Origin of the sequence: Mesorhizobium sp. AD1-1 (assembly GCF_020164655.1) — a bacterium.
Lineage (GTDB): Bacteria > Pseudomonadota > Alphaproteobacteria > Rhizobiales > Rhizobiaceae > Mesorhizobium > Mesorhizobium ciceri.
Genome location: NZ_JAIUGP010000003.1, coordinates 343,098 through 365,828 on the forward strand (window position 1 = coordinate 343,098; position 22,731 = coordinate 365,828).

A 22,731-nucleotide genomic window follows, 5' to 3' on the forward strand; every position below is an offset into this window, starting at 1 on the left:
TTGCGGTTGAGCTTCAGCCCTCGCGGCGTAGATCGTTCATCCAATAACCCCAGGGCAATTGGAGGCCAGATCTTTTGCAGCCGCAGCAGAAAGCCACTTTTCACAAGTAAGTCTTTCTGCACACATGGTGCAAACAAAGCCTGCGACGACCTTGTCTTCAGAAACGGCAACCAATGCGTTCATGCGAACGCAGTCCCCGTCGCGGTTTGGAGTATGCTGCGGTGGATTTGATTTCGCACAAGGACCCAGATCCATGCGTCATCTAGCTTTCGCCGATGATCCTCAATCTACTCATCGGCACTGCGGTCATAAGTCTGACGGTCCTGGTCCATTCCTTTGGTCTGATCGCCGTGACACACGCGATGGGACACCTGGTCGCCCGGTTTCGCATGCACGGGCGCCGCAGCCGCATCGTCGCGATGATCAGCGTGGTGATGGGGCTCTTTGGGGTTATGACCGTAGAGGTCTGGCTTTGGGCCGGGCTCTACTGGTTGCTCGATATCTTCGCTGATTTCGAAACGGCGTTGTACTTTTCCACCATTACCTTTTCGACGGTTGGCTACGGCGACATCGTACCCGCCCATGCGTGGCGGGTCCTGGCCGCGCTTGAAGGCGTAAACGGGTTCCTGCTCATCGGCTGGTCCACGGCTTATCTGATCGCGGCAGGCACCCGCATCGGGCCGTTCAAGGCCGGCGAGCATTTCTGACCAACGATGCTCAGACTTGCTCCTGATCAATGATTGCGTGGCATTCTGTTGGTAGGCTTTGTCGTTGGGAGCTTAGGCAACAGGAAGCGATCTGCCTTTCTGCTTCTTTCGACGAATTGACTACGTGCTGATCGGACCGCAAACCGGTCGGCCAGGACGGAGGAAAGACATCAGGTTGCGGGAGGATAAGTAATGCGCGAAGATCAATACGGTCATCATGCTGACCGCATCCAGGTGGCGATTGCCTCGGACGCTGCAGCGAAGTCCGCGCTGGTAGCCTCCTGGCGACGGTCGTCCAATTTGCATCGGCTCGATCCAGCGGACTGCAGTCTCCCACCCTATCTGACAGAGGCCGAACTGGGGCACGCCCGGCAACGCATCGAACCTCTCGTCCAAGCTGCCCAATCGAGTCTCGACCGTCTCTATCTTGCTGTTGGCGGCGTCGGATGCTGTGTCCTGCTCGCCGATCGTGACGGCGTGCCGGTCGAACGGCGTGGGGCGCCTGTCGACGATGAGACGTTTCATTCTTGGGGTTTGTGGACCGGCTCCGTCTGGAATGAGGAAAGCCAGGGCACCAACGGAATCGGCACCTGCCTAGTTGAGCGCCGGGCGTTGACAATTCACCGTGACCAGCATTTCCACACGCGCAACACGCTGCTCAGTTGCACCACCGCTCCGGTCCATGATCATGAGGGGAACCTTGTAGCCGCGCTTGACGTGTCCTCCTGCCGGGCCGATCTGACCGAAGCCTTCGCCAATCTCATCTCGATGGCTGTCGTCGACGCGGCGCGACGGATCGAAAGTGAAAACTTCAAGATGGCGTTCGCAAAGGCGCGCATTCTACTTGCACCGGTGATCGACAAAGGTTCCGGTGCGCTGATTGCCGTCGACGCGGACGATCTCGTGGTCGGCGCGACCCGTTCGGCCCGCCTGGCGCTTGGCCTTACGCAACAGTGTCTCGACAGACCGATGCCCGCCGCCGATCTGCTCGGCTGGGCCGAGAGTGACTCCAAAGTCCTCGCCGAAGCAGAGCGCGGCGCCCTGCAGCGTGCGCTGGCGCGGGCAGACGGAAATGTCTCCGCGGCGGCTCAGGCGCTGGGTATCAGCCGCGCGACGCTTCACCGCAAACTCAACCGCCTGGATGTCCACCGGTCACACTGAACACCCTTGGCGACCATGACTGTCGCAATTCTGCGACACATCATGTCCAACCGCAGTGACCGGTGCGGTGACAACTCCAGGCGGAAATCGCAAGTCTCTTCCGAAGCGTCGCATCCCGCGACGTCAGCTTTGGGAGGAAGACACATGAACAAGGTTGAATTCTCACGCCCGGTCAAGGCGCCCTTCGACAAGCGCTATGGCAATTTTATCGGCGGCAAATGGGCCGAGCCGCGGTCCTGCCGCTACTTCGAGAACTACTCACCTGTGAACGGCCAGCTACTCTGCGAGGTTGCTCGTTCGGATGCCCAGGATATCGAGGCGGCCCTGGATGCGGCGCACGCCGCCAAGGATGCCTGGGGACGCACCAGCGTGGCCGAGCGGTCGCTTATCCTCAACCGCATCGCCGACCGCATGGAGGAGAACCTCGATCTCCTAGCCTGTGCCGAAACCTGGGACAACGGCAAGCCGATCCGCGAAACGACCGCGGCCGACCTGCCTTTGGCCATCGACCATTTCCGCTATTTCGCCGGCGCGGTGCGTGGCCAGGAAGGCAGCCTTTCCCAGATCGACGACGACACTGTCGCTTATCATTTCCATGAGCCGCTCGGCGTGGTCGCCCAGATCATCCCGTGGAACTTCCCGTTGCTGATGGCATGCTGGAAGCTTGCGCCTGCCCTCGCCGCCGGAAACTGCGTCGTTCTCAAGCCTGCCGAGCAGACCCCGGCTGCGATCTTGCTGTGGGCGGATCTCATCGGCGACCTGCTGCCGCCAGGCGTGCTCAACATTGTCAACGGCTTCGGCCTCGAGGCTGGCAAGCCGCTCGCGTCGTCGCCGCGCATTGCCAAGATCGCCTTTACCGGCGAAACCACGACCGGTCGGCTGATCATGCAATATGCCAGCCAGAACCTGATCCCCGTGACGCTCGAGCTCGGCGGCAAGTCGCCCAATATCTTCTTTAGGGATGTCGTCGCCGAAGACGACGATTTCTTCGACAAGGCGATCGAAGGCTTCGTAATGTTCGCGCTGAACCAGGGCGAGGTCTGCACCTGCCCGAGCCGAGCGCTCATCCAGGAATCGATCTACGATAGGTTCATGGAACGCGCCCTCAAGCGCGTCGAGGCCATCGTGCAGGGCGACCCGCTCGACCCGGCGACGATGATCGGTGCTCAGGCCTCGTCTGAGCAGATGGAAAAGATCCTGTCCTACATCGACATCGGCCGCCAGGAAGGAGCCGAGTTGCTGACCGGTGGGGCACGCAATCTTCTACCCGGCGACCTGGCTGGTGGCTACTACGTCCAGCCGACGGTGTTCAAGGGCCACAACAAGATGCGCATCTTCCAGGAGGAGATTTTTGGGCCGGTGGTTTCGGTCACGACTTTCAAGGACGACGAGGAAGCACTGGCGATTGCCAACGATACGCTCTACGGCCTGGGTGCCGGCGTCTGGACACGCGACGCCAACCGCGCCTACCGCTTCGGCCGGGCGATCCAGGCTGGCCGCGTCTGGACCAATTGCTACCACGCCTATCCCGCGCATGCGGCCTTCGGCGGTTACAAGCAGTCCGGCATCGGCCGCGAGACCCACAAGATGATGCTCGACCACTATCAGCAGACCAAGAACATGCTGGTCAGCTACAGCCCGAAGAAGCTCGGCTTCTTCTGATCACTGCGCTCATGCGCGCGGCTCCATTGGGGCCGCGCGCATGGTTGGAAAGCGGACAAGACCATGCTTGCAAAAGTCACGGCGACACCGGCTGCCCTTGAACTGATGGCGGAGATCGTCACCGATCATGGGCCGGTGCTGTTCCATCAGTCCGGCGGCTGTTGCGACGGCTCTTCGCCGATGTGCTGTCCGGTGGCGGGCTTCATCATTGGTGACCAGGATGTGCTGCTCGGCCACATCGGCGAGGCCCCCTTCTACATCGGAGCCTCGCAAGGTGGCTGGTCGCGGCGGCATGTTCTCGCTGGACAACGGGCGGGAGAAGCGATTCCTGACGCGGTCGACCATTTGCGCTGTCAGATGAGGATGTAGGTCATCCATCAGGTCATGGACACGGTCGTCATAGGCTTGACGGCCCTGGCCCAAAATCGGGTCTCATCGCACTCGGTCCTACCAAGCTGACGCTCAGACGGCTACGGAATGTCTCGCCTTGCCGGTTTCGAAATATTTGTCGAACTTTGCCGCGATGCTCCTGACAAAGGGGCGGTTTTCCGCCGGCACGACGAAGCGGTCACCGTCAAGTTCAAGCAACCGCGCAGGATCGTGAAGGGCGGTGGAACTCGCCTTGACGAGAAGTCTCTGGCCGGGTTCGCCAAAGCGCTCCACCAAGTCGATTGCGGAGAAGCCGAAATCGCACATCAGGCGCTCGATGATCCAGCCGCGAACGCGGTCGTCATCGGAAAGCGCAACGCCGCGGACCGTAGCCAATCCGCCGTCCGCGACCATGCGCCCATACTCGGCGGTCGAAGGGATGTTCTGTGCATAGCCCCGGCGAAACTGACTGATTGACGATGGGCCGAGGCCGATCAAGGTTTCGCAACGATCCTCGGTGTAGCCCTGAAAATTCCGGTGCAAGGTCCCGGCGCGGGCCGCAAGCGCCAGCGCATCGCCCGGTTTGGCGAAATGGTCGAGCCCGATTGCTTCGTAGCCCTGGTCCACGATCACCTGCGCGGCCAGTTGCGATTGGGCAAATCGTTCCGCGGGACCGGGGAGCCAAGCCTCGTCGATCATCGTCTGATGTTTCTTGAACCACGGTACATGGGCGTAGCCAAAAAGCGCGATCCGGTCCGGCTCCAGGGTCAGTGCCTGCGCAACCGTGGAGGCGACGCTCTCCCTGGTCTGGTGCGGCAGGCCGTAGAGTAGGTCGAGATTGACGGATTCGACGCCGCGCGAACGAACGCCGTCCACGACCGTCTTGGTCTGTAGGAAGCTCTGCTCGCGGTTGATTGCCTTCTGCACCTTCGGACCGAAATCCTGAACGCCGAGGCTCGCCCTTGTCATGCCGATTTCGGTAAGCGCGTCGAGGCGGGCATCGTCCATATCATTGGGCTCGATTTCGACGCTGATCTTGGCGCCGGCAAGAAAGGCGAAGCTGTTGCGCAGGACCGTTCCCAGCGCCACCATATCCTCGGGCTTGAGCATCGTCGGCGAACCGCCGCCGAAATGGACGGCACGCACGCGGCCCTTGCCTGCGACAAGACCGGCGACGGTGGCGATCTCGGCATGCAGTGAACGCAGATAGGTGGTCACCGGCTCGTAATGGCGGGTCTGCTTGGTATGGCAAGCACAGAACCAGCATAGCTTGTCGCAGTAAGGGATGTGCAGATAGAGCGAAATCTCGTCATCCCCGCCAAGCGTTTGCAACCAGCCGCGACAAACGGCAGCATCGACACCTGGATGAAAATGCGGCGCCGTCGGATAGCTGGTGTAACGCGGCACGTTCTCGCCAAGTCGGGCAACTAAATCTGGGCGCATGTCCTAATCTGCTCCGGGCTGTTTCGCACGACTCTGCTCACGAGACGCAATAGCCGCCTTGATTTCGGTCAACGCCCATCGGCTGCGGACAAACTGCCGCAAGCGCTTTTGCTTGGGTCGATGCTATATCGTGAAAGGACTTTGGGTCCGCGGACGATCACGATGACAGTGCGTCAGGATGTTCATAGCATCGGCATTCCCGTGCTTTGCCAATCATGCGAAGCTCGGCACCATGGCGTTTGCGGCGCGCTCGATCCGGATCAGCTGGTGGGCCTTGCCAAGACCTCGTCGAAGCATACTGTTGAAGCGGGCGTGGAATTGATCGGTGACGCCGAGGCCGTCGACAGTTACGCGAACGTGCTCTCCGGCGTGGTCAAGCTCACAAAGAGCCTTTCGGATGGGCGCCAGCAGATCGTCGGCCTGCAGTTCGCACCCGATTTTCTGGGACGGCCTTTCAAGGGAGAAAGCGCGATCAACGCCGAAGCCGCTACCGCCGTCTCCCTGTGCTCATTCCCCAAGGCCGCGATCGAACGGATGATGAAAGAGTCGCCGGGACTGGAGCACCGCCTCTTCAAACAGACGCTGAACGAACTCGACGACGCGCGCGACTGGATGGTGACGCTGGGGCGCAAGAGTGCATCGGAAAAGGTGGCGAGTTTTCTGTTGATGATCGCCAGAAACATCGATCCCGCGCTCGACCCCGCCGCCCAGTCGACACGTTTCGAGCTACCTCTGACCCGCGCCGACATCGCCGATTTCCTCGGTCTGACGATCGAGACTGTAAGCCGTCAGCTGACCCGGCTGCGATCGGATCACGTGATCCGCATCGAGAACAATCGGCATGTTGTTGTCGAGAACTTGGATCGGCTGCAAATGCGCTCTGGCGCTTAAGAGTTAATCGACGATCCCGATCATCGGCAGGACATGCTCGCGCTCAAAGGCGATGTGGCGGCGCACGCTTTCGAAGAAGCCGCGCAGCATGAAACCAACCGCTTCGGCATTGTCGATGGTCTTGCCATGGCCGATCGCCAGCAGAATTTCAGTCACCTCGCCGGCAAAGCATTCGTCCTCGACATGTTCGGCGCGCAATCGCCGGGTGGAATCGAGGTTGGCGTCGCGGCTGTTCAAACCAGCCTCGTAGGCCGGGAAGATCATCGTCTCTTCGTATCGATGAATGTTTCGCAATGGCGGGACGATCGCGTTTGCCGTGCTCAGGCATTCAAACGATCAACCTTCGGCAAGGTGTCGGCGATTCTTTCGAGGGCCTCGCAGAGCTGCAGCTTTTCCAGATGGGCACGTTTCATCACCGCCGCCGGAACCGCCTCCCGGCCAGATCGAGCTGTCGTATTTTCACGGCCTGTTTCGTTCAGCGACGATCCCAGCTCCTTCAACCTGTTCAACGGCAGCCTCCTGATCGTTTGTGCGACCGACGCTGCCCAATCCAAAAGGATGTGGCTTTGACATGGATCAAGGCGGCGGTGGGCCGACTGCTGAATTGGTGTCACGCGGATTGGCGTCCGCGCATCGGAATCGACGTCGGGGACATGTCATGAAGTTTGGTACACAAATCTTCGCTTTGGGGCTGTTCACATTTGCCGCCCTTGTCGCGGCCGGGTTCGGTGTCGACGAGCCTTTCCGCCAGCACATGTGGGTGCTGTTTTTTGTGCTGCTCGGGTTTGTCGGCATCCTCATCCGCAACACAAGCTTCGAAGTGGCCGCTCCGATCGACCCATCCGCCTACATGGACGGTCCAATCCGCTACGGCGCCATCGCCACGATGTTTTGGGGTGTCGTCGGCATGCTGGTCGGCGTCGTCATCGCGCTGCAGCTTGCCTACCCCGATCTCAACATCCAGCCCTGGTTCAATTTCGGCCGCTTGCGGCCGCTGCATACCTCGGGGGTCGTCTTCGCCTTCGGCGGCAACGCATTGCTTTGCACGTCATTGTATGTCGTGCAGCGGACCTGCCGCGCCCGGCTTTTCGGCGGCGATCTCGCCTGGTTCGTCTTTTGGGGTTACCAGCTTTTCATCGTCATGGCCGCGACCGGCTATCTGCTCGGCATCACCGAGAGCCGCGAATACGCCGAACCTGAATGGTATGTCGACATCTGGCTGACCATTGTCTGGGTCGCCTACCTCGTCCTGTTCCTTGGCACGATCCTGAAGCGCAAGGAACCGCACATCTATGTCGCCAACTGGTTCTATCTGTCCTTCATCGTGACGATCGCGATGCTCCACGTGATCAACAACCTGTCGATGCCGGCCTCGTTTCTCGGCTCCAAGAGCTACTCCGCTTTTTCCGGGGTCCAGGACGCCCTGACGCAATGGTGGTATGGCCACAACGCCGTCGGCTTCTTCCTCACTGCCGGCTTCCTCGGCATGATGTATTACTTCGTCCCCAAGCAGGCGAACCGGCCGGTCTATTCCTATCGGCTGTCGATCATCCATTTCTGGGCGATCATCTTTCTCTACATCTGGGCCGGGCCGCATCACCTGCACTACACTGCCCTGCCCGATTGGGCGCAGACGCTCGGCATGGTGTTCTCGATCATGCTGTGGATGCCGTCATGGGGTGGCATGATCAATGGCCTGATGACCTTGTCAGGCGCTTGGGACAAGCTGCGTACCGACCCGATCATCCGCATGATGGTGATGGCCATCGCCTTCTACGGCATGTCGACCTTCGAAGGGCCGATGATGTCGATAAAGACGGTCAACTCGCTATCGCACTATACCGACTGGACCATTGGTCATGTGCACTCCGGCGCACTCGGCTGGGTCGGCATGATCTCGTTCGGCGCGATCTACTACATGGTGCCGAAGCTCTGGAACCGTCAACGGCTCTATTCCCTGCGGCTGGTTACCTGGCACTTCTGGTTGGCGACGCTGGGCATCGTTGTCTACGCCGCGGTGATGTGGGTGTCCGGCATCATGCAGGGCCTGATGTGGCGCGAATACGACGAGCAGGGCTTTCTGGTCTACTCCTTCGCTGAAACCGTCGCCGCCATGCACCCCTACTATGTCATGCGGGCCATGGGCGGCGCCATGTACCTCTCCGGCGCCCTGATCATGGCCTGGAACATCGCCATGACCATCCTCGGCCACCAGCGCGAGGAGCAACCAATGCCTGGCGCCGTTCCCACCCTTCAGCCTGCCGAATAAGGAGCCAGAACATGGGCTTGATGGATAGACACGCAATCATCGAGAAGAACGCGACGCTGCTTCTCGTGGGCTCCCTTCTTGTGGTGACCGTCGGCGGCATCGTCGAGATCGCACCGCTCTTCTACCTCGACAACACGATCGAGAAGGTGGAAGGCATGCGCCCCTATTCACCGCTCGAACTTGTCGGGCGCAACATCTATGTGCGCGAAGGCTGCTACCTCTGCCACAGCCAGATGATCAGGCCGTTCCGCGACGAAGTCGAGCGCTACGGTCACTACAGCCTGGCTGCCGAGTCGATGTACGATCATCCTTTCCAGTGGGGATCGAAGCGGACCGGGCCGGACCTCGCCAGGGTTGGCGACCGCTACTCGAATCTGTGGCATGTCGAGCATCTGACGGATCCGCGTTCGGTGGTGCCGGAATCGATCATGCCGAGCTACGCGTTCCTCAAAGACACGCCGATCGAGGTGAAGGACTTCTCGACGCATCTGGTTGCCAACAGGCGTGTCGGTGTCCCCTACAGCGATGACATGGTCGCCCACGCCAACGCCGACCTGATGGCGCAAGCCGATCCCAACGCCGACACGTCCGGCCTCGAAGCCCGCTACCCCAAAGCCAAGATCGGCGACTTCGACGGCAACCAGCAACAGGTCACCGAAATGGATGCCCTCGTTGCGTACCTGCAGATGCTCGGGACCTTGGTGGATTTCAAGAACTACGACGAGGCCGCCGGTTACCGCTGAGGAGGTTTATCCATGGAATACAATTTGATGCGGGAGTTTGCTGACAGCTGGGGTCTGGTCGCCATGGCGCTCTTCTTTGTCGGAGCAATTGTCTTTGCCCTGCGCCCCGGCAGCCGCAGGCTGGCCGACGAAGCTGCCCGGATTCCCCTTGAGGACGAGTGATCATGAGCGACGAGCACATCGATGAAATCTCTGGCGTCTCAACCACTGGCCATGAGTGGGACGGCATCCGGGAACTGAACAATCCGCTTCCGCGCTGGTGGGTCATCACGTTCTACGTCACCATCGTCTGGGCGATCGGCTACACGATCGCCTATCCGGCATGGCCGCTGCTGCACTCCGCGACAACCGGTGTGCTCGGCTATTCGAGCCGCAAGGACGTCAAGAACGAGTTGGTGGCGGCAGAAGTGTCGAAGGGCAAGTATGTCGCGGCCGTAGAGTCGAAGACCGTCTCGGAAATCGCAGCGGACGATGCCTTGCGCGAATTCGCGGTCGCGGCCGGCGGCGCCGCATTCAAGGTCAATTGCACGCAGTGCCACGGCTCCGGCGCCCAAGGTTCCAAGGGCTTTCCCAACCTCAACGACGACGACTGGCTGTGGGGCGGCAAGGCCGAGCAGGTCCAGCAGACGATCACGCATGGCATCCGCTTTGCGAACGATGCAGAAACGCGCCTGTCGGAAATGCCGGCCTTTGGCGACATCATCACCGCTGACCAGATTGCACAGGTCAGCGCCTACGTCGCCAGCCTGTCAGGCAAGGTCAACGATGCAAGTCTGATCCAACCCGGCGCCAAGGTCTTTGCCGAAAACTGCGTTGCCTGTCATGGCGACAATGCGAAAGGCAACAGGGAACTCGGCGCGCCCGACCTGACCGACGCGATCTGGCTTTACGGGTCGGGCGAGACGGCAATCGGTGACCAGGTTCGCGCACCGAAGCAGGGCGTGATGCCTGCATGGGGCGCGCGTCTCGGCGAGACCAAGGTCAAGGAGTTGGCGGTCTACATCCATTCGCTCGGCGGTGGGGAATAGGTCGGGGGCCCTATTTCCTGCCCTTCACCGCCTGAGCGACGAGGCCCGGCCAGTCCGGGCCTCGATCTTTTCGGCATTCGCCGATTGACCTGCATCAACGCGGGTCGGTCCATGCGGCGGCAATGTTGCCCGGCGCGCTCAAAATCACAGTCTGCGCGCAAGTGGAGATAATCGTGCTCGACAAGACGCAGGTGGAACGGCTGGAAGCGGAGGCGGTCAATTCCGCCAAGACACGTCAGCCCCTCTACGCCGCGCGCAAGAAGATCTTTCCAAAACGCGCCTCGGGCAATTTTCGACGCTTCAAATGGCTGGTGATGGCGATCACGCTTGGCATTTACTATCTAACGCCATGGCTGCGATGGGACCGTGGTCCGTTTGCGCCCGACCAGGCCGTGCTGCTCGATGTCGCCAATCGGCGCTTCTACTTCTTCTTCATCGAGATATGGCCGCAGGAATTCTTTTACGTGGCTGGCCTTCTGGTCATGGCGGGCGTCGGTCTTTTCCTGATCACGTCGACTGTCGGCCGTGCCTGGTGCGGCTATGCATGCCCACAGACGGTGTGGGTCGATCTGTTCCTCGTCGTCGAGCGCGCGATAGAGGGCGACCGCAACGCCCGCATGAAGCTCGATGCAGGTCCCTGGACCGCCCGCAAGCTGATGCTGCGCGTATCGAAGCACACGATCTGGCTGGTCATCGGCGCGGCGACCGGCGGCGCCTGGATTTTCTACTTTGCCGATGCACCGACGCTGGTTGGCGAGCTTTTCACCGGTACCGCCGCGCCTATCGCCTACATCACCATCGCCGTGTTGACGGCGACCACCTACACGTTCGGCGGGCTGATGCGCGAGCAGGTCTGCACCTATATGTGCCCATGGCCGCGCATCCAGGCGGCCATGCTCGACGAGAATTCGCTCACCGTCACCTACAATGACTGGCGCGGCGAACCGCGCTCGCGTCATGCGAAGAAGGTGCAAGCCTCGGGGCAGTCCGTCGGCGACTGCGTCGACTGCAATGCCTGTGTCGCGGTGTGCCCGATGGGGATCGACATTCGCGACGGCCAGCAGCTCGAATGCATTACCTGCGCACTGTGCATCGACGCCTGCGACGGCGTCATGGACAAGCTCGGCAAGGAGCGCGGGCTGATCGCCTACGCGACGCTCTCCGACTACAACGCCAACATGATGCTGGCGACCGCGGGCGGCTCCAGTTCAGTCAATCCGTCACTGGTCAGGACGGCCGTCGGCACCTTCTCCGATCAGGTGGCGCATTTTCACATTCGCAAGATCTTCCGGCCGCGCACCTACGTCTACATGGGCCTGTGGTCGCTGATCGGGCTGGGCCTGCTCTATTCGCTGCTGACGCGCGATCGGCTCGAACTGAACGTGCTGCATGACCGCAATCCGCAATTCGTCACGCTATCCGATGGCTCCATCCGCAATGGCTATACCGTCAAGCTGCTCAACATGATCCCCGAGCCAAGGACAATCGTCGTCACCATGCAGGGCCTGGAGGGTGCCGACATGCTCGTCGTCGGCGACGACATTCCGGCCGGCCGGTCTTTCGCCATCCCGGTCGAGCCCGACCGCCTGAAAACGTTGAAGGTCTTCGTTCGCCAGCCGGCGGACCAGATCCACGCCCCGGCACAGACCTTCAAGTTCCGTGTCGAGGACAGAGCGAGCTTCGAGTCGAACGAGTACACCGCAACATTCAATGCGCCAGAGGCCGCCAAATGACCGCCAATGCCCAAAAGCCTCGCGAATTCACCGGCAGGCACATGCTGGCCATCATTCTCACCTTTTTCGGGGTGGTCATCGCGGTCAACCTGACAATGGCCACGCTCGCCAATACGAGTTGGACCGGCCTCGTCGTCGAGAACACATATGTGGCCAGCCAGCAATTCAACAAGGAGGCCGAGGCCGGCCGCGCCCAAGCAGCGCTCGGTTGGACCGGCAAGCTGACCATCGCATGGGGCGAGGTCCGCTACAGCCTCTCCGACGCTGCCGGCAAGCCAGTTCCCCTGCACGGCGTCAAGGTCCTGTTTCGTCATCCCGCCTACGAGAAAGAGGACGAGTCCGTCACGCTCGCCCTCGCCTCCGGCCCGGAGTTCGCCGCGCAGCACATGCCGAAGGACGGCGTCTGGATCGTTGAAGTCGACGCCGATGCCGGCCTGGCGCGACCCTATCGCGACGTCCGCAGGATCATGATTTCGCATGGAGCGCTGCAATGAGCTGTTGTGCACCGGGCGCTGAAATGGCGCTGGATCTGAAGGGCGCCACGTCGGTCCTGCCATCCAGCCAGGAGATCAGGTTGGCGAGCCGATCGCTTGGCGACAACCTTCGCCAGACCGACCTTTCAGTGCCGGCGGTTCATTGCGCCGCCTGCATCCAGACGATCGAGGCGGCACTTGGAAAGCTTGATCATGTCGAAAGCGCGCGCGTCAACCTGTCGACGAAGCGGGTCGCGGTCCAGTGGCGTGGAGACGAGGTGCCACCCTTCGTCGCCGCGCTTGGCAGGCTGGGCTACGAAGCGCATCTGTTCGCACCCGAGGTCGACGACAAGGACAAGACGCTTGCCGAACTGATCCGCGCCGTCGCTGTTGCTGGCTTTGCGGCGGGCAACATCATGCTGCTTTCGGTCTCGGTCTGGTCCGGCGCCGAAGGTGCGACCCGCGACCTGTTTCACTGGGTCTCGGCGCTGATCGCCATTCCTGTCCTCGCCTTCGCCGGCGGCATCTTCTTCCGCTCGGCCTGGAATGCCTTGCGTCATGGCCGCATGAATATGGACGTGCCCATCGCGGTCGGTGTTTCGCTCGCCTACGCCATGAGCCTTTATGAGACGATCAATCATGGCGACCATGCCTATTTCGACGCGTCGGTATCGCTGCTGTTCTTCCTTTTGATCGGACGCACGCTGGATCATGTGATGCGGGAGCGTGCCCGGACTGCCGTGAAAGGCCTGTCTCAGCTGGCCGCGCGTGGCGCCATGGTGCTGCGCGGCGATGGCGCGCGCGACTATCTGCCGGTCGGCGAGATCGAACCGGGGATGCAGCTGTTGATCGCGGCTGGTGAAAGGATACCCGTCGACGGCAAGATCATCCAGGGAACGTCGGATCTCGACTGCTCGCTGGCCTCAGGCGAAAGCACGCCGAAAAACGTGGCGCCGGGCGAAGCTGTACAGGCCGGTGTGCTCAATCTTACAGGCCCGCTGACGATCCAGGCGGCAGCCGCCGCGAAGGATTCGTTCCTGGCGGAAATGGTCCGGTTGATGGAGGCCGCCGAGGGCGGCCGCGCGCAATATCGCCGTATCGCCGACCGCGTTTCAGCGCTTTATGCCCCGGTGGTCCATCTCACCGCGTTTGTGACATTCCTGGGCTGGATGGCGGCGACCGGCGACTGGCATCGGGCGACAACCGTCGCCATTGCCGTTCTGATCATCACATGCCCGTGCGCACTCGGCCTCGCGGTGCCGATCGTGCAGGTGGTCGCCGCGCGACGCCTGTTCGAGAACGGCATCATGGTCAAGGACGGCTCGGCCATGGAACGCCTGGCGACAATCGACACGGCGGTGTTCGACAAGACCGGCACGCTCACGCTTGGCCAGCCGCGGCTCGTCAACGCGACGTCGATCGATCCCGCCATGCTGGAAATCGCAGCCGACATGGCCGCGCATTCGCGCCATCCATATTCAAAGGCTATTGCCGGCCTTGCCGCTAGCAGCAGCCAGCACAAATTCGATAAAGTAACCGAGCACCCAGGGTTCGGGATCGAAGCCGCCGCCGCTGGAAGCATTTGGCGGCTGGGTCGACGCGGATGGGCGGGCTGGAAGGCTCGAACCGGCGGTGAAGGCAAACATGGCTACGGCGGAACAGTCCTGACGGAAAACGGGATGATTGTCGTATCCTTCGTTTTCGAGGATGCGCTGCGCGCCGACGCTAGAACAGCCATTGATCAACTGCACAATGCGGGTCTGCACGTGGAGATGCTCTCGGGCGACACCGCCAAAGCCTGCTCGGAGGTTGCGGACGTTCTGAGTGTCGATGACTTCGTCCCTTGCCTCCTGCCGTCCGGCAAGGTCGAACGCATCGAGAGTCTGGCGAGAGACGGGCACAAGGTCCTGATGGTTGGCGACGGGCTCAACGACACGCCGGCGCTGAGCGCTGCGCATGTCTCGATCGCGCCCGCCACGGCCGCCGACATTGGCCGCAATGCAGCCGACTTCGTTTTTCTGCGCGAAAGCCTCCTGGCCATCCCACTGGCGCTGGACGTCTCGCGCCAGGCAGGACGCTTGATCCGGCAGAACATCGTCATCGCGATCGTCTACAATGCGGTCGCGGTACCGATCGCCATCCTCGGGCACGTCACGCCTTTGATAGCGGCGGTCGCCATGTCCGCCTCGTCGCTGCTTGTCATTGGCAATGCGCTGCGCCTGCGCTCGTCAGAGCCAATTTCACCGGCCAAGAACATTCGCCGCGAAAGACTGGCCAACGCCAACGAACTGGTCGGATCGTCATGACCACTCTCACTTACCTCATACCTGTCGCGCTTTTTCTGGGCGCACTCGGCCTGTCCGGCTTCCTGTGGGCGTTGAGAAGCGGTCAGTACGAGGATCTCGACGGCGCGGCGGAGCGCATTCTCATCGAACGCGACGACGGCGCGGAGAGTGCCCCCCGTTCCAAGTGACTCAGATCAAAGCGCCGCGTGTCGCAATGTCCCATCGTCGTCTGACAAAAATCAGGAGGTGAGCATGCAAGCCGAAGCCATAATGACGAAGCCAGTCATCACAACGGATGCGAACGCGACGATTGCCGAAGCAGTCGAGCTCATGCTCTCAAACAAAATAAGCTGCCTCCCGGTAACGGGCAGCGACGGTGCCCTTGTTGGCATTGTAAGCAAAAGCGACTTCTTGCGCCGAGAGGAACTGGGAACTGAGCGGGCGCGTCCTCGCTGGCTGGAGTTTGATCTTGGCCCGGGCACAATCGCCGATGACTATGCGCGCTCGAACGGCCCAGGCGCCTCGATTGCTGATATTGTAAACTTGATGATGCAACACCGCATCAACAATGTGCCGATTGTCGATCGGGAAAGGGTCGTCGGAATCGTCACGCGAACTGATTTGCTACGTGTCCTGATCCGCACCACGTCGAAACAGGGCACCACGCCACCCGATGACGACCTGATCCGCAAGGCTATACTTGCCGAGCTGCAGGGACAATCGTGGGCCGGTGGTGACTTGATTGATGTTAGGGTCAGCGACTGCGTCGTCGAACTGACCGGGGCGATTGTCGACGAGCGTCAACAGAAAGCTGCAATCGTTGCAGCGGAGAACGTTGCCGGCGTCGGGCAAGTCAAGGACAGCCTCTTCCTCGGTACAGATCCGCTCTCCGTGATGATGGTTTCGTAGCTGCGGAAAAGCGGGGACGCAAAGAAGAGTCCTGTCGGGTTCTGCTCGCTTCCTACATCGCTTGGATGTGAGGCCGTTGGCGCCTCCTGCGGCGTGTAGCGCCCTTCATGCTTGGCGAGCACGCTCTCGGCAGGCGCACTGACGGAAATGCGATGGCCGTTGCCCTCTGTCGAGGTGGGCTTGGCCACCTTGCAAACTCAAATCTATCTGCAGAACGATACCGGCGGCTGATCTTCAGAGAGCCGCCAGTGACTGCGCAGGCTTGCAGAAAGATGCGACACCAAAACTGCAGCATATCAAACTTGGCTCACAAGGCTGACGCAATCCGAGGGCTGTTGTTTCTGGGATTAACATCCGCCAATTTGCGCCAGCGCAAAGAAACGCTGCGTCAGGTCCGATAGTTTCTACTCATCCGCAACGGTAGAAAGACAGGAGACTGACATGATCACGCGACGCGAGGCCCTTTTCGGAGCAGCCATTGGCGCTGCCGCCGTGGCGGCATTGCCGGCATTTTCGGCAACGGTGACAAAGGCAGACATTCAGGGGCTCCCCCGGGAAAAGATCAAGCTCGTGGCGCCGCCGTTCGTGCATCCGCATCACCAGATCGCCGAGGGCGGACCGAAGATCCTCGAGTTCACCATGTCGATCGAGGAAAAGCCTGTCGTCATCGACGCCGATGGCACGAAGCTCAATGCGATGACCTATGCCGGCTCGATCCCCGGCCCGCTGATGGTCGTGCACCAGGACGACTATGTCGAACTGACGCTCATCAACCCCGATACCAACTCACTCGCCCACAACATCGACTTTCACGCCGCGACCGGCGCTCTGGGCGGCGGCGGTCTCACGCTGATCAATCCCGGCGAACAGGTGACCTTGCGCTTCAAGGCGACGCGGACGGGAACGTTCGTCTATCACTGCGCCCCTGGTGGTCCGATGATCCCTTGGCATGTCGTCTCCGGCATGAATGGCGCAATCATGGTGCTGCCGCGCGACGGACTCAGGAACGACAAGGGCGAGCCGGTCAAATACGACAAGATCTTCTACATCGGCGAGAGCGACTTCTATATTCCGCGCGACGAGAAGGGCAATTTCAAGAGCTACGAATCGGCCGGCGACGGCTACGACGACATCGTCAAGGTCATGCGCGGGTTGATCCCGACGCATGTCGTGTTCAACGGCAAGGTCGGATCCCTGACCGGTGACAACGCCATGAAAGCCAAGGTCGGCGAAACCGTCTTGATCGTCCATTCACAGGCCAACCGCGATACGCGACCACATCTCATCGGTGGACACGGCGACTATGTTTGGGAACAAGGAAAATTTGCCAACCCGCCGGCTAAGGACCTGGAAACCTGGTTCATCCGTGGCGGCTCGGCGGGCTCGGCGCTCTATACGTTCCTGCAGCCCGGTGTCTACGCTTACGTCAACCACAATCTGATCGAAGCCGTGGAACTCGGGGCGACCGCTCACTTCATGGTCGAGGGCGATTGGGACGACGACCTGATGACACAGGTCGAGGCGCCTAAACCCATCGCCACCAACTGACGGCACTCCAATTTGCCCGGACGGCGATGCTGTCCGGGCATGGACAAAAGCCATGTCTTCTTTCACCCTGAAGGTTGTTTCGGTCGCCATGGCGGCCGCGACGGTGCCAATGGGCTTGTCCTGGCTCAACATCGGCTGGAGCGGACATCGACCGCCCCACTCTGCCGCCACGACAGTCACCTTGGACCCTGGCTCGATCACCTATCCCCTGCCGGGCGAGTACCTGAGGAATGGACGCCCGCAATCAAATCCCCGGCTCAGCCGACAGTTCAACGAACCCATCGAAATCATGACCTATCAGGTCAGCGTGTCAGACTATGCGAGCTGTGTTGCGGCTGGCGGTTGTCAGACAGCACAGGAGACGCGCGCGATCGCGCCCGGTGCTCCCGTTACCGGAGTGAGTTATCTCGACGCCAATGCCTACGCCCAATGGTATTCGAAGGCGACAGGCGACGACTGGCGGCTGCCGTCCGATGAGGAGTGGGCGTTTGCCGCGGCGGAGCGGTTCGCAGGAGAATTTGAGGGTGTCGAAAACGATGCCAGCAACCCTGCCAGGCGTTGGCTCACCAGCTACCAGGCCGAGGTGGACCTCAATCGCAAACCGGATCCCTTGCCCAGGAGCCGTGGCTCTTTTGGAGCGAATTCGCGCGGCCTCTACGACTTTTCCGGTAACGTCTGGGAGTGGACGTCGACCTGCTATGTCCGCACCACGTTGGCGGCGGATGGGACCGGTGTTGCCAGTTCCGTCGACAATTGCGGTGTCCACGTCCTTGAAGGGCTTCACAGAGCCTACATGTCGAACTTCGTCAGCGACGGGAAAAGCGGAGGCTGTGCTGTTGGCACGCCTCCCGACAATCTTGGATTCAGGCTAGTCCGGGACCATCGAGGGTGGGCGAACCGTTTCCTCGGCCACCTCGGCATTGCGTGAAAAAAGAGCAGCGGCTGTTCCATCGCGTTTCGACTGTCACCTGCTCTCCCCGTCGCCTCACCGTGCCTTTGGCGTCATCAATGCGGTTCCGTAGATCAGGGTGAAGCCGGCAAATGCCGCCACCCATGCGGTGCCGGCCATGTCGATCACCACGTCATAGGGCAAGAAGGCGGCCAGGATTCTAAATGATCCCGCGAGAAGGACGGCCACGAAGATGAACAAGGCGCCTTTCCCGGCCTTGAGCTTTTGCCCGGTGTGCCCAAGCGTCGCGCGGATCATCACGGCAAGCGTCATTGAACCTACCGCACCAGTGCCGAGCGCGTGAAGTCCTGCCGCCGCCGGTACGGCATCGGGAAAGAAGATCGACGCCGAGACCAAGGCAAGACCGACCGGCACGAAGGTATAGGCAAGATGGAGAACCAGCACCAACGGATCCCGCAGTGTGCGCTCGCCGGCCCAGCGCGACAGACGCCACGCCTGGCAGACTGCGGCGACGGCCATAAGCGTTCCTGACGCGCGGTGGTCGGGAGCGAACGTCCACGCTGCCAGCGCCATGCCTGAGATGACAAGCGATGCGATGTCGAAACGCTCGAATGGGGCCGGCAGCCTGCCCGGATTTTCGCGCACGAGCCAGTTACGGGTGAAGCTTGGAATGATGCGCCCACCGATCAGCGAGATGAGCATGATCGCCGCAGCCATGCCGAGCCTGAGGCTGATGGCCGATGTGCCTTGAAGGTGCGCCTCGATGTGGAACGCGCCGTTGGCGCCCGCCAGAACGCCAAGCGGCAGCAGCACCTTGAGATTGCGCCAATTGCGTCCGGCGACGATCTCGCGTGCCGCCGCCGCTGCGACCGCAAGCAGAAAAGAGCCATCGATCACAGCCGCTGCTTCCCAGCCGATATCCGTCGAGAAGAAGACAGCGGCGCGTCCGGCAAGCCACAGGACAACCAGCGCCAGCAGCGGCAGGCCTTGCACGGGCAGCCGGCCGGTCCAGTTGGGAATGGCGGTCAGCAGGAACCCGGTGACGATCGCCGGCAGATAGCCGAACAGCATCTCGTGGATGTGCCAGTCGACGGGAACAAAAACACTATGAGCATCGAGTTCGCCCGCATACACCGGCAGCCAAAGCAGAATTGAGAGCGCGGCATAAAGCGACCCGAGGAAGAAGAAGGGCCTGAACCCGTAGGAAAGAAATGCAGGCCCGATGTAGGCCCGATGGCGAGGAATTCCCATGATTTGCATCCTTCAAACGAGCAGGGCCGGATGAACCGCCGTCCTCGGTCCATCCGGCCCGCACCTACCCTTTCATGGAGCAGGGATGGCTGTAGTCGATTGCTGGTCAGTTGGCGGGAATCTGAGTGAACAGATCGGCGAACACCGTCTTTGCTTTGCCTGCGTGCTTGACCGCCTTGGCGGCATCGAGGTTGACCGGCTTGCCGACAACGATCAGTGCGACCATGCCCATGCCGTAATGGGGTGCACATTTGACGCCGTAGACGCCCTCCTTCGTCAGCGTGACAGTGATTTCCTCGCTGGGCTTTCCCTTGAAAGGCTCGGCGCCATCCGGAAGCATGCCCTTGATCGACTCGGCATCATGCGTCTTGTCGGTCGGTACGAACTTCACGGTGTCGCCAGGAGCCGCCTGGACGAAGTCCGGCTGGAAAACCATTGCGCCTTTTTCGCCCTTGTTGAGCATTTGCACTACATGCTCTGCGGCACTTGCGCCGCTGGCGAGCGCGAGGATGGTGACGGCGGCGGCGAGGATGGAGAGTTTCATTGATTTGTCCTTTGTTTCGTCTTCGCGGCACTGCGCCGTTCCATGCCATTTAGCCTGATGCGGCCGGGGACAATTTGCGCTGGCGCAAACTCGGGATAAGAAAGGTTTGCCGCACGAATGGTGCGTGCCGTACGCTGTGAGGAAATCTGCTTGGTTGCGCTGGACCGATCGCTGATATCGCAGCTGCCGCTCTTCCAGGGGATGGCGCCCCAGGAGCAAAGCGAGATTCTCAAAGGCGCTCGATCGTCACGCTATGCTAAAGACACAACGATCTTCGAGCAGGAGGCCGAGGCGCAATCCTTCTTCGTGCTGATCTCTGGCCACATACGGGTCGTCCGCACCACGCCGGATGGGCAGCAGGTCATCGCCAGATACATCAGCGAAGGCGAGATCTTTGGTGTCGCCGCAGCGCTTGGCCGGACGACCTATCCCGCCAGCGCTGTTGCGGCGGTCGACTGCGTGGTGCTGGCCTGGCCCAACGCTCTTTGGCCGGAATTGGCGCGACGGTTTCCGGCGTTTGGGGCAACCATCTACAGGACGGTTGGAACCAGGCTGCAGGAGGCCCAGACACGGGTGGTCGAAATGTCCACGGAGCAGGTGGAGCAGCGGGTTGCACATGCGTTGTTGCGGTTGGCAAACCAGACCGGCCGAAAGACCGACAGCGGCATCGAAATCGACTTCCCGATTTCAAGGCAGGATATTGCCGAGATGACGGGAACGACGCTGCACACCGTCAGCCGCCTGCTCAGCAAGTGGGAAGACAATGGAATCATCGTCAGCGGGCGCCAGAAAGTCACCGTGAAGGATGCGCATCGCCTTGTGGTTCTGGCCGAGAACCGGAACAAGAGGTGATCCTCACCGTTCTCGTCGAACAGCCGATTCCAGGTCCAAAATGAAGCGGGTCTCGTCGATCCGATGTTCTCGGCATGCTTCGGCCACGGTATGGAAAGTGCCGATCGGGCAGCCAACGCAAAGCATCCCGTGGCTCAGCATCACTGCCACCGTTGCCGGCCATTTTCTCATGATCTCGTCGACGACCATGTCTCGCTTGATCGAACTGAGTTCCTTCACGATGGGGTCTCCGCGATTTGCGAAGTCTCGTGATATATCCCGCTCGCGCCGCCTTCGTTGCGCTTTCGCAACTTCACAGAACTGGCGTTGAATCCTGGCGGGATTATTTGAGGTACGACAAGCGCCCATGGGAAGGGCCGGGATTAAGGTCGCAGGACCGTCAGATGGCAGTACCAACGACGGCACCAATACCGGCGGTCAGCGCCATTGCCAGCGCCCCCCAGAAGGTGACGCGAACAGTTGCCCTCAACACATTGGCGCCGCCGGCTTTGGCCCCAATGGCGCCCAGAACCGCCAGGAACAGGAGCGAGGCAACAGACACCGTTGCGGCAAGCCAGACGGCCGGCGAAACAAGCACCATCGCCAACGGCATGGCCGCGCCAACCGAAAAGGCCGCCGCAGAGGTCAGCGCGGCCTGGATCGGTCTGGCCGTCGTCACCTCCGAAATACCGAGTTCGTCACGAGCGTGGGCGCCGAGCGCGTCCTTGGCCATCAACTGGTCGGCGACCTGCAAGGCCAGCGTTGGCTCCAGGCCACGTTTGACATAGATCTCCGCAAGCTCCTGTCGCTCGAAGTCCGGCTGCGTCGCCAGTTCCCCCTTTTCGCGGGCAAGGTCGGCCTGTTCGGTATCGGACTGCGAACTGACCGAGACATACTCGCCGGCCGCCATGGACATCGCACCGGCGACCAGTCCGGCGACGCCGGCCACCAAAACATTGGACGCCGCGGCATTGGCCGCCGCCACGCCAACGATCAGGCTGGCCGTCGACACGATGCCGTCATTGGCGCCAAGCACGGCGGCGCGCAGCCAGCCGACGCGCGATACGAGATGGTTTTCGGCATGCAGGCGGCTCATGAGATCACGGCGCGCGCCGTCCAGCAGGTCGCAGCATCCTGACCAGAACATCCGATTTCATATAGAAAATGTTGCCACAGCGCCGCTGCGGCATGGAGGCCGACGACAATGATGATCACCGGCTTGGCGAGTTCGTGAATCTCGCCCATCGCCCGAAAGCTGAAGTACCAAGCCAGCGCCCCGGTAATCGGCATCCCGAAGATGAAAAGATACAGCAGGAAATGGGCGGCCGCGGCAATCCGCTTCAGCAGGACGCTTTCTTCGGGCGGCGCCGCCGGCACGCCATGCCTGAGACGTAGCGCAAACCTGCAGATCGCCAGCACCAATACTGCCAGACCGACATAGACATGAATGTTGGCGCTGAAGATGTCGCCAGCTGCCGGCTCGGTGCCGCGCGAGAACGCCCGGTAAGCCGGCTTGATGTCCTCGCCGATTACAAGCTGCAGGACGATCAGCACCGCGATTGCCCAATGCAGCACTATCTGGGTTCCGGTGTACCCGGCGGGCTCGTTGGCAACATTCATAAGGCAGCTACCTCGCTTGAGAGAACCTTCCTACCTCGCTGCTTATGCGACGATCTTGATCTGGGACAAATCAATTCCTGTCTCCTGCGCTTTCACGGACTCCTCGCCGTTCGACCTCGGCTGACAGCCAGTTGTCAGCTTGGTCGTGGGATATTGCATCCGAAGCGGACGACCAGATGGACCGCCGTGCTAGAAATCAACCTGGAAACACAATTCCGATGAAACAGATTGCCTTGTCGATTTTTGTGATCGCAGCCTCTGGCGCTTATGTCTGGGATCAGGCCGGCAAGGATCCGGCAAACGATATGCTCGGCGAGGCGCTGCCGGCCGACGCGGTCAAAGCGCCTTCCGTGC

At 61.1% G+C, this 22,731-nt stretch carries 25 protein-coding genes and 1 pseudogene; 17 read left to right on the forward strand and 9 right to left on the reverse strand.

Translation table 11 applies throughout. The features are described from left to right. Positions 1–36: 36 nt before the first annotated feature. The gene (locus LB519_RS08290; protein WP_164755320.1) at positions 37–183 is read right to left on the reverse strand and encodes a hypothetical protein; all 147 of its coding nucleotides are present in this window, start codon (positions 181–183) and stop codon (positions 37–39) included. Positions 184–275: 92 nt separating this feature from the next. On the opposite strand from LB519_RS08290, the gene LB519_RS08295 reads away from it, so the two are divergent. From LB519_RS08295 to LB519_RS08310, 4 genes and pseudogenes are all read left to right on the forward strand, one after another. Next, positions 276–707 carry a potassium channel family protein gene (locus LB519_RS08295; protein WP_127366684.1) on the forward strand — a complete coding sequence of 144 codons (432 nt, stop codon included), beginning with the start codon at positions 276–278 and terminating at the stop codon, positions 705–707. A 192-nt stretch (positions 708–899) separates the two neighbouring features. Further along, positions 900–1,868 carry a GAF domain-containing protein gene (locus LB519_RS08300; RefSeq protein ID WP_127366683.1) on the forward strand — a complete coding sequence of 323 codons (969 nt, stop codon included), beginning with the start codon at positions 900–902 and terminating at the stop codon, positions 1,866–1,868. 144 nt (positions 1,869–2,012) lie between these two features. Next, complete coding sequence (gene adh / locus LB519_RS08305) at positions 2,013–3,530, forward strand: aldehyde dehydrogenase (RefSeq protein WP_140670449.1); 1,518 nt, start codon at positions 2,013–2,015, stop codon at positions 3,528–3,530. Positions 3,531–3,593: 63 nt separating this feature from the next. After that, a pseudogene (locus tag LB519_RS08310) lies at positions 3,594–3,891 on the forward strand (DUF779 domain-containing protein). 101 nt (positions 3,892–3,992) lie between these two features. Here the strand turns inward: LB519_RS08310 and hemN are convergent. Further along, a complete protein-coding gene (gene hemN, locus LB519_RS08315) occupies positions 3,993–5,342 on the reverse strand; it encodes an oxygen-independent coproporphyrinogen III oxidase (RefSeq protein WP_127371636.1) in 1,350 nt (449 codons plus the stop codon). Between the two features lie 162 nt (positions 5,343–5,504). Here hemN and LB519_RS08320 point away from each other — a divergent pair, with 162 nt between their 5' ends. After that, a complete protein-coding gene (locus LB519_RS08320) occupies positions 5,505–6,233 on the forward strand; it encodes a Crp/Fnr family transcriptional regulator (RefSeq protein ID WP_127365815.1) in 729 nt (242 codons plus the stop codon). A 3-nt stretch (positions 6,234–6,236) separates the two neighbouring features. On the opposite strand, the gene LB519_RS31405 is transcribed toward LB519_RS08320, so the two are convergent. Together LB519_RS31405 and LB519_RS31410 are read right to left on the reverse strand one after the other, a co-directional pair. Next, complete coding sequence (locus LB519_RS31405; protein WP_411909236.1) at positions 6,237–6,497, reverse strand: hemerythrin domain-containing protein; 261 nt, start codon at positions 6,495–6,497, stop codon at positions 6,237–6,239. 56 nt (positions 6,498–6,553) lie between these two features. Then, positions 6,554–6,742: a hypothetical protein gene (locus LB519_RS31410; protein WP_411909237.1), complete on the reverse strand. Its 189-nt coding sequence runs from the start codon at positions 6,740–6,742 to the stop codon at positions 6,554–6,556. Positions 6,743–6,891: 149 nt separating this feature from the next. On the opposite strand from LB519_RS31410, the gene ccoN reads away from it, so the two are divergent. The 11 genes from ccoN to LB519_RS08380 all read left to right on the forward strand — a co-directional run bounded on the left by ccoN (position 6,892) and on the right by LB519_RS08380 (position 18,149). Next, positions 6,892–8,502: a cytochrome-c oxidase, cbb3-type subunit I gene (gene ccoN / locus LB519_RS08330; protein ID WP_127365816.1), complete on the forward strand. Its 1,611-nt coding sequence runs from the start codon at positions 6,892–6,894 to the stop codon at positions 8,500–8,502. Positions 8,503–8,513: 11 nt separating this feature from the next. After that, a complete protein-coding gene (gene ccoO / locus LB519_RS08335) occupies positions 8,514–9,245 on the forward strand; it encodes a cytochrome-c oxidase, cbb3-type subunit II (protein ID WP_127365817.1) in 732 nt (243 codons plus the stop codon). A gap of 12 nt (positions 9,246–9,257) precedes the next feature. Then, positions 9,258–9,407, forward strand: coding sequence for a cbb3-type cytochrome c oxidase subunit 3 (locus LB519_RS08340; RefSeq protein WP_127365818.1), 150 nt, complete (start codon positions 9,258–9,260; stop codon positions 9,405–9,407). A gap of 2 nt (positions 9,408–9,409) precedes the next feature. Continuing rightward, positions 9,410–10,273, forward strand: coding sequence for a cytochrome-c oxidase, cbb3-type subunit III (gene ccoP / locus LB519_RS08345; RefSeq protein WP_127365819.1), 864 nt, complete (start codon positions 9,410–9,412; stop codon positions 10,271–10,273). Between the two features lie 173 nt (positions 10,274–10,446). Next, the gene (gene ccoG / locus LB519_RS08350; protein WP_127365820.1) at positions 10,447–12,006 is read left to right on the forward strand and encodes a cytochrome c oxidase accessory protein CcoG; all 1,560 of its coding nucleotides are present in this window, start codon (positions 10,447–10,449) and stop codon (positions 12,004–12,006) included. Beyond that, positions 12,003–12,500 (forward strand): FixH family protein, encoded by a 498-nt coding sequence (locus tag LB519_RS08355; protein ID WP_127365821.1) that lies wholly within the window; start codon positions 12,003–12,005, stop codon positions 12,498–12,500. Before ccoG ends, LB519_RS08355 begins: the two co-directional genes overlap by 4 nt. Continuing rightward, positions 12,497–14,785 (forward strand): cation-translocating P-type ATPase, encoded by a 2,289-nt coding sequence (locus tag LB519_RS08360; protein ID WP_224619428.1) that lies wholly within the window; start codon positions 12,497–12,499, stop codon positions 14,783–14,785. The genes LB519_RS08355 and LB519_RS08360 overlap by 4 nt, the downstream gene beginning before the upstream one ends. After that, on the forward strand, positions 14,782–14,952 hold the full coding sequence (gene ccoS, locus LB519_RS08365; RefSeq protein WP_127365823.1) for a cbb3-type cytochrome oxidase assembly protein CcoS: 171 nt from the start codon (positions 14,782–14,784) through the stop codon (positions 14,950–14,952). Before LB519_RS08360 ends, ccoS begins: the two co-directional genes overlap by 4 nt. A gap of 64 nt (positions 14,953–15,016) precedes the next feature. Then, positions 15,017–15,673 carry a CBS domain-containing protein gene (locus LB519_RS08370; protein ID WP_224619431.1) on the forward strand — a complete coding sequence of 219 codons (657 nt, stop codon included), beginning with the start codon at positions 15,017–15,019 and terminating at the stop codon, positions 15,671–15,673. Positions 15,674–16,114: 441 nt separating this feature from the next. Next, positions 16,115–17,221, forward strand: a complete 1,107-nt coding sequence (gene nirK, locus LB519_RS08375; RefSeq protein WP_127365825.1) for a copper-containing nitrite reductase — start codon at positions 16,115–16,117, stop codon at positions 17,219–17,221. A 52-nt stretch (positions 17,222–17,273) separates the two neighbouring features. Beyond that, entirely contained in the window at positions 17,274–18,149 is an 876-nt protein-coding gene (locus LB519_RS08380) for an SUMF1/EgtB/PvdO family nonheme iron enzyme (protein WP_127365826.1), read from the forward strand. 57 nt (positions 18,150–18,206) lie between these two features. Here the strand turns inward: LB519_RS08380 and LB519_RS08385 are convergent, their stop codons facing one another. Next, the gene (locus LB519_RS08385) at positions 18,207–19,382 is read right to left on the reverse strand and encodes an NnrS family protein (protein WP_140670441.1); all 1,176 of its coding nucleotides are present in this window, start codon (positions 19,380–19,382) and stop codon (positions 18,207–18,209) included. A 106-nt stretch (positions 19,383–19,488) separates the two neighbouring features. Further along, the gene (locus LB519_RS08390; protein ID WP_127365827.1) at positions 19,489–19,926 is read right to left on the reverse strand and encodes a pseudoazurin; all 438 of its coding nucleotides are present in this window, start codon (positions 19,924–19,926) and stop codon (positions 19,489–19,491) included. Between the two features lie 150 nt (positions 19,927–20,076). Between LB519_RS08390 and LB519_RS08395 the strand changes: the two genes are divergently transcribed. Then, the gene (locus LB519_RS08395; RefSeq protein WP_127371314.1) at positions 20,077–20,778 is read left to right on the forward strand and encodes a Crp/Fnr family transcriptional regulator; all 702 of its coding nucleotides are present in this window, start codon (positions 20,077–20,079) and stop codon (positions 20,776–20,778) included. Between the two features lie 3 nt (positions 20,779–20,781). Here the strand turns inward: LB519_RS08395 and LB519_RS08400 are convergent, their stop codons facing one another. From LB519_RS08400 to LB519_RS08410, 3 genes are all read right to left on the reverse strand, one after another. Next, positions 20,782–20,997 carry a DUF1858 domain-containing protein gene (locus LB519_RS08400; RefSeq protein WP_127367688.1) on the reverse strand — a complete coding sequence of 72 codons (216 nt, stop codon included), beginning with the start codon at positions 20,995–20,997 and terminating at the stop codon, positions 20,782–20,784. A 160-nt stretch (positions 20,998–21,157) separates the two neighbouring features. After that, positions 21,158–21,853 carry a VIT family protein gene (locus LB519_RS08405; protein WP_127367687.1) on the reverse strand — a complete coding sequence of 232 codons (696 nt, stop codon included), beginning with the start codon at positions 21,851–21,853 and terminating at the stop codon, positions 21,158–21,160. After that, entirely contained in the window at positions 21,850–22,377 is a 528-nt protein-coding gene (locus LB519_RS08410) for a cytochrome b (protein ID WP_224619433.1), read from the reverse strand. The genes LB519_RS08405 and LB519_RS08410 overlap by 4 nt, the downstream gene beginning before the upstream one ends. Positions 22,378–22,731 lie beyond the last annotated feature (354 nt).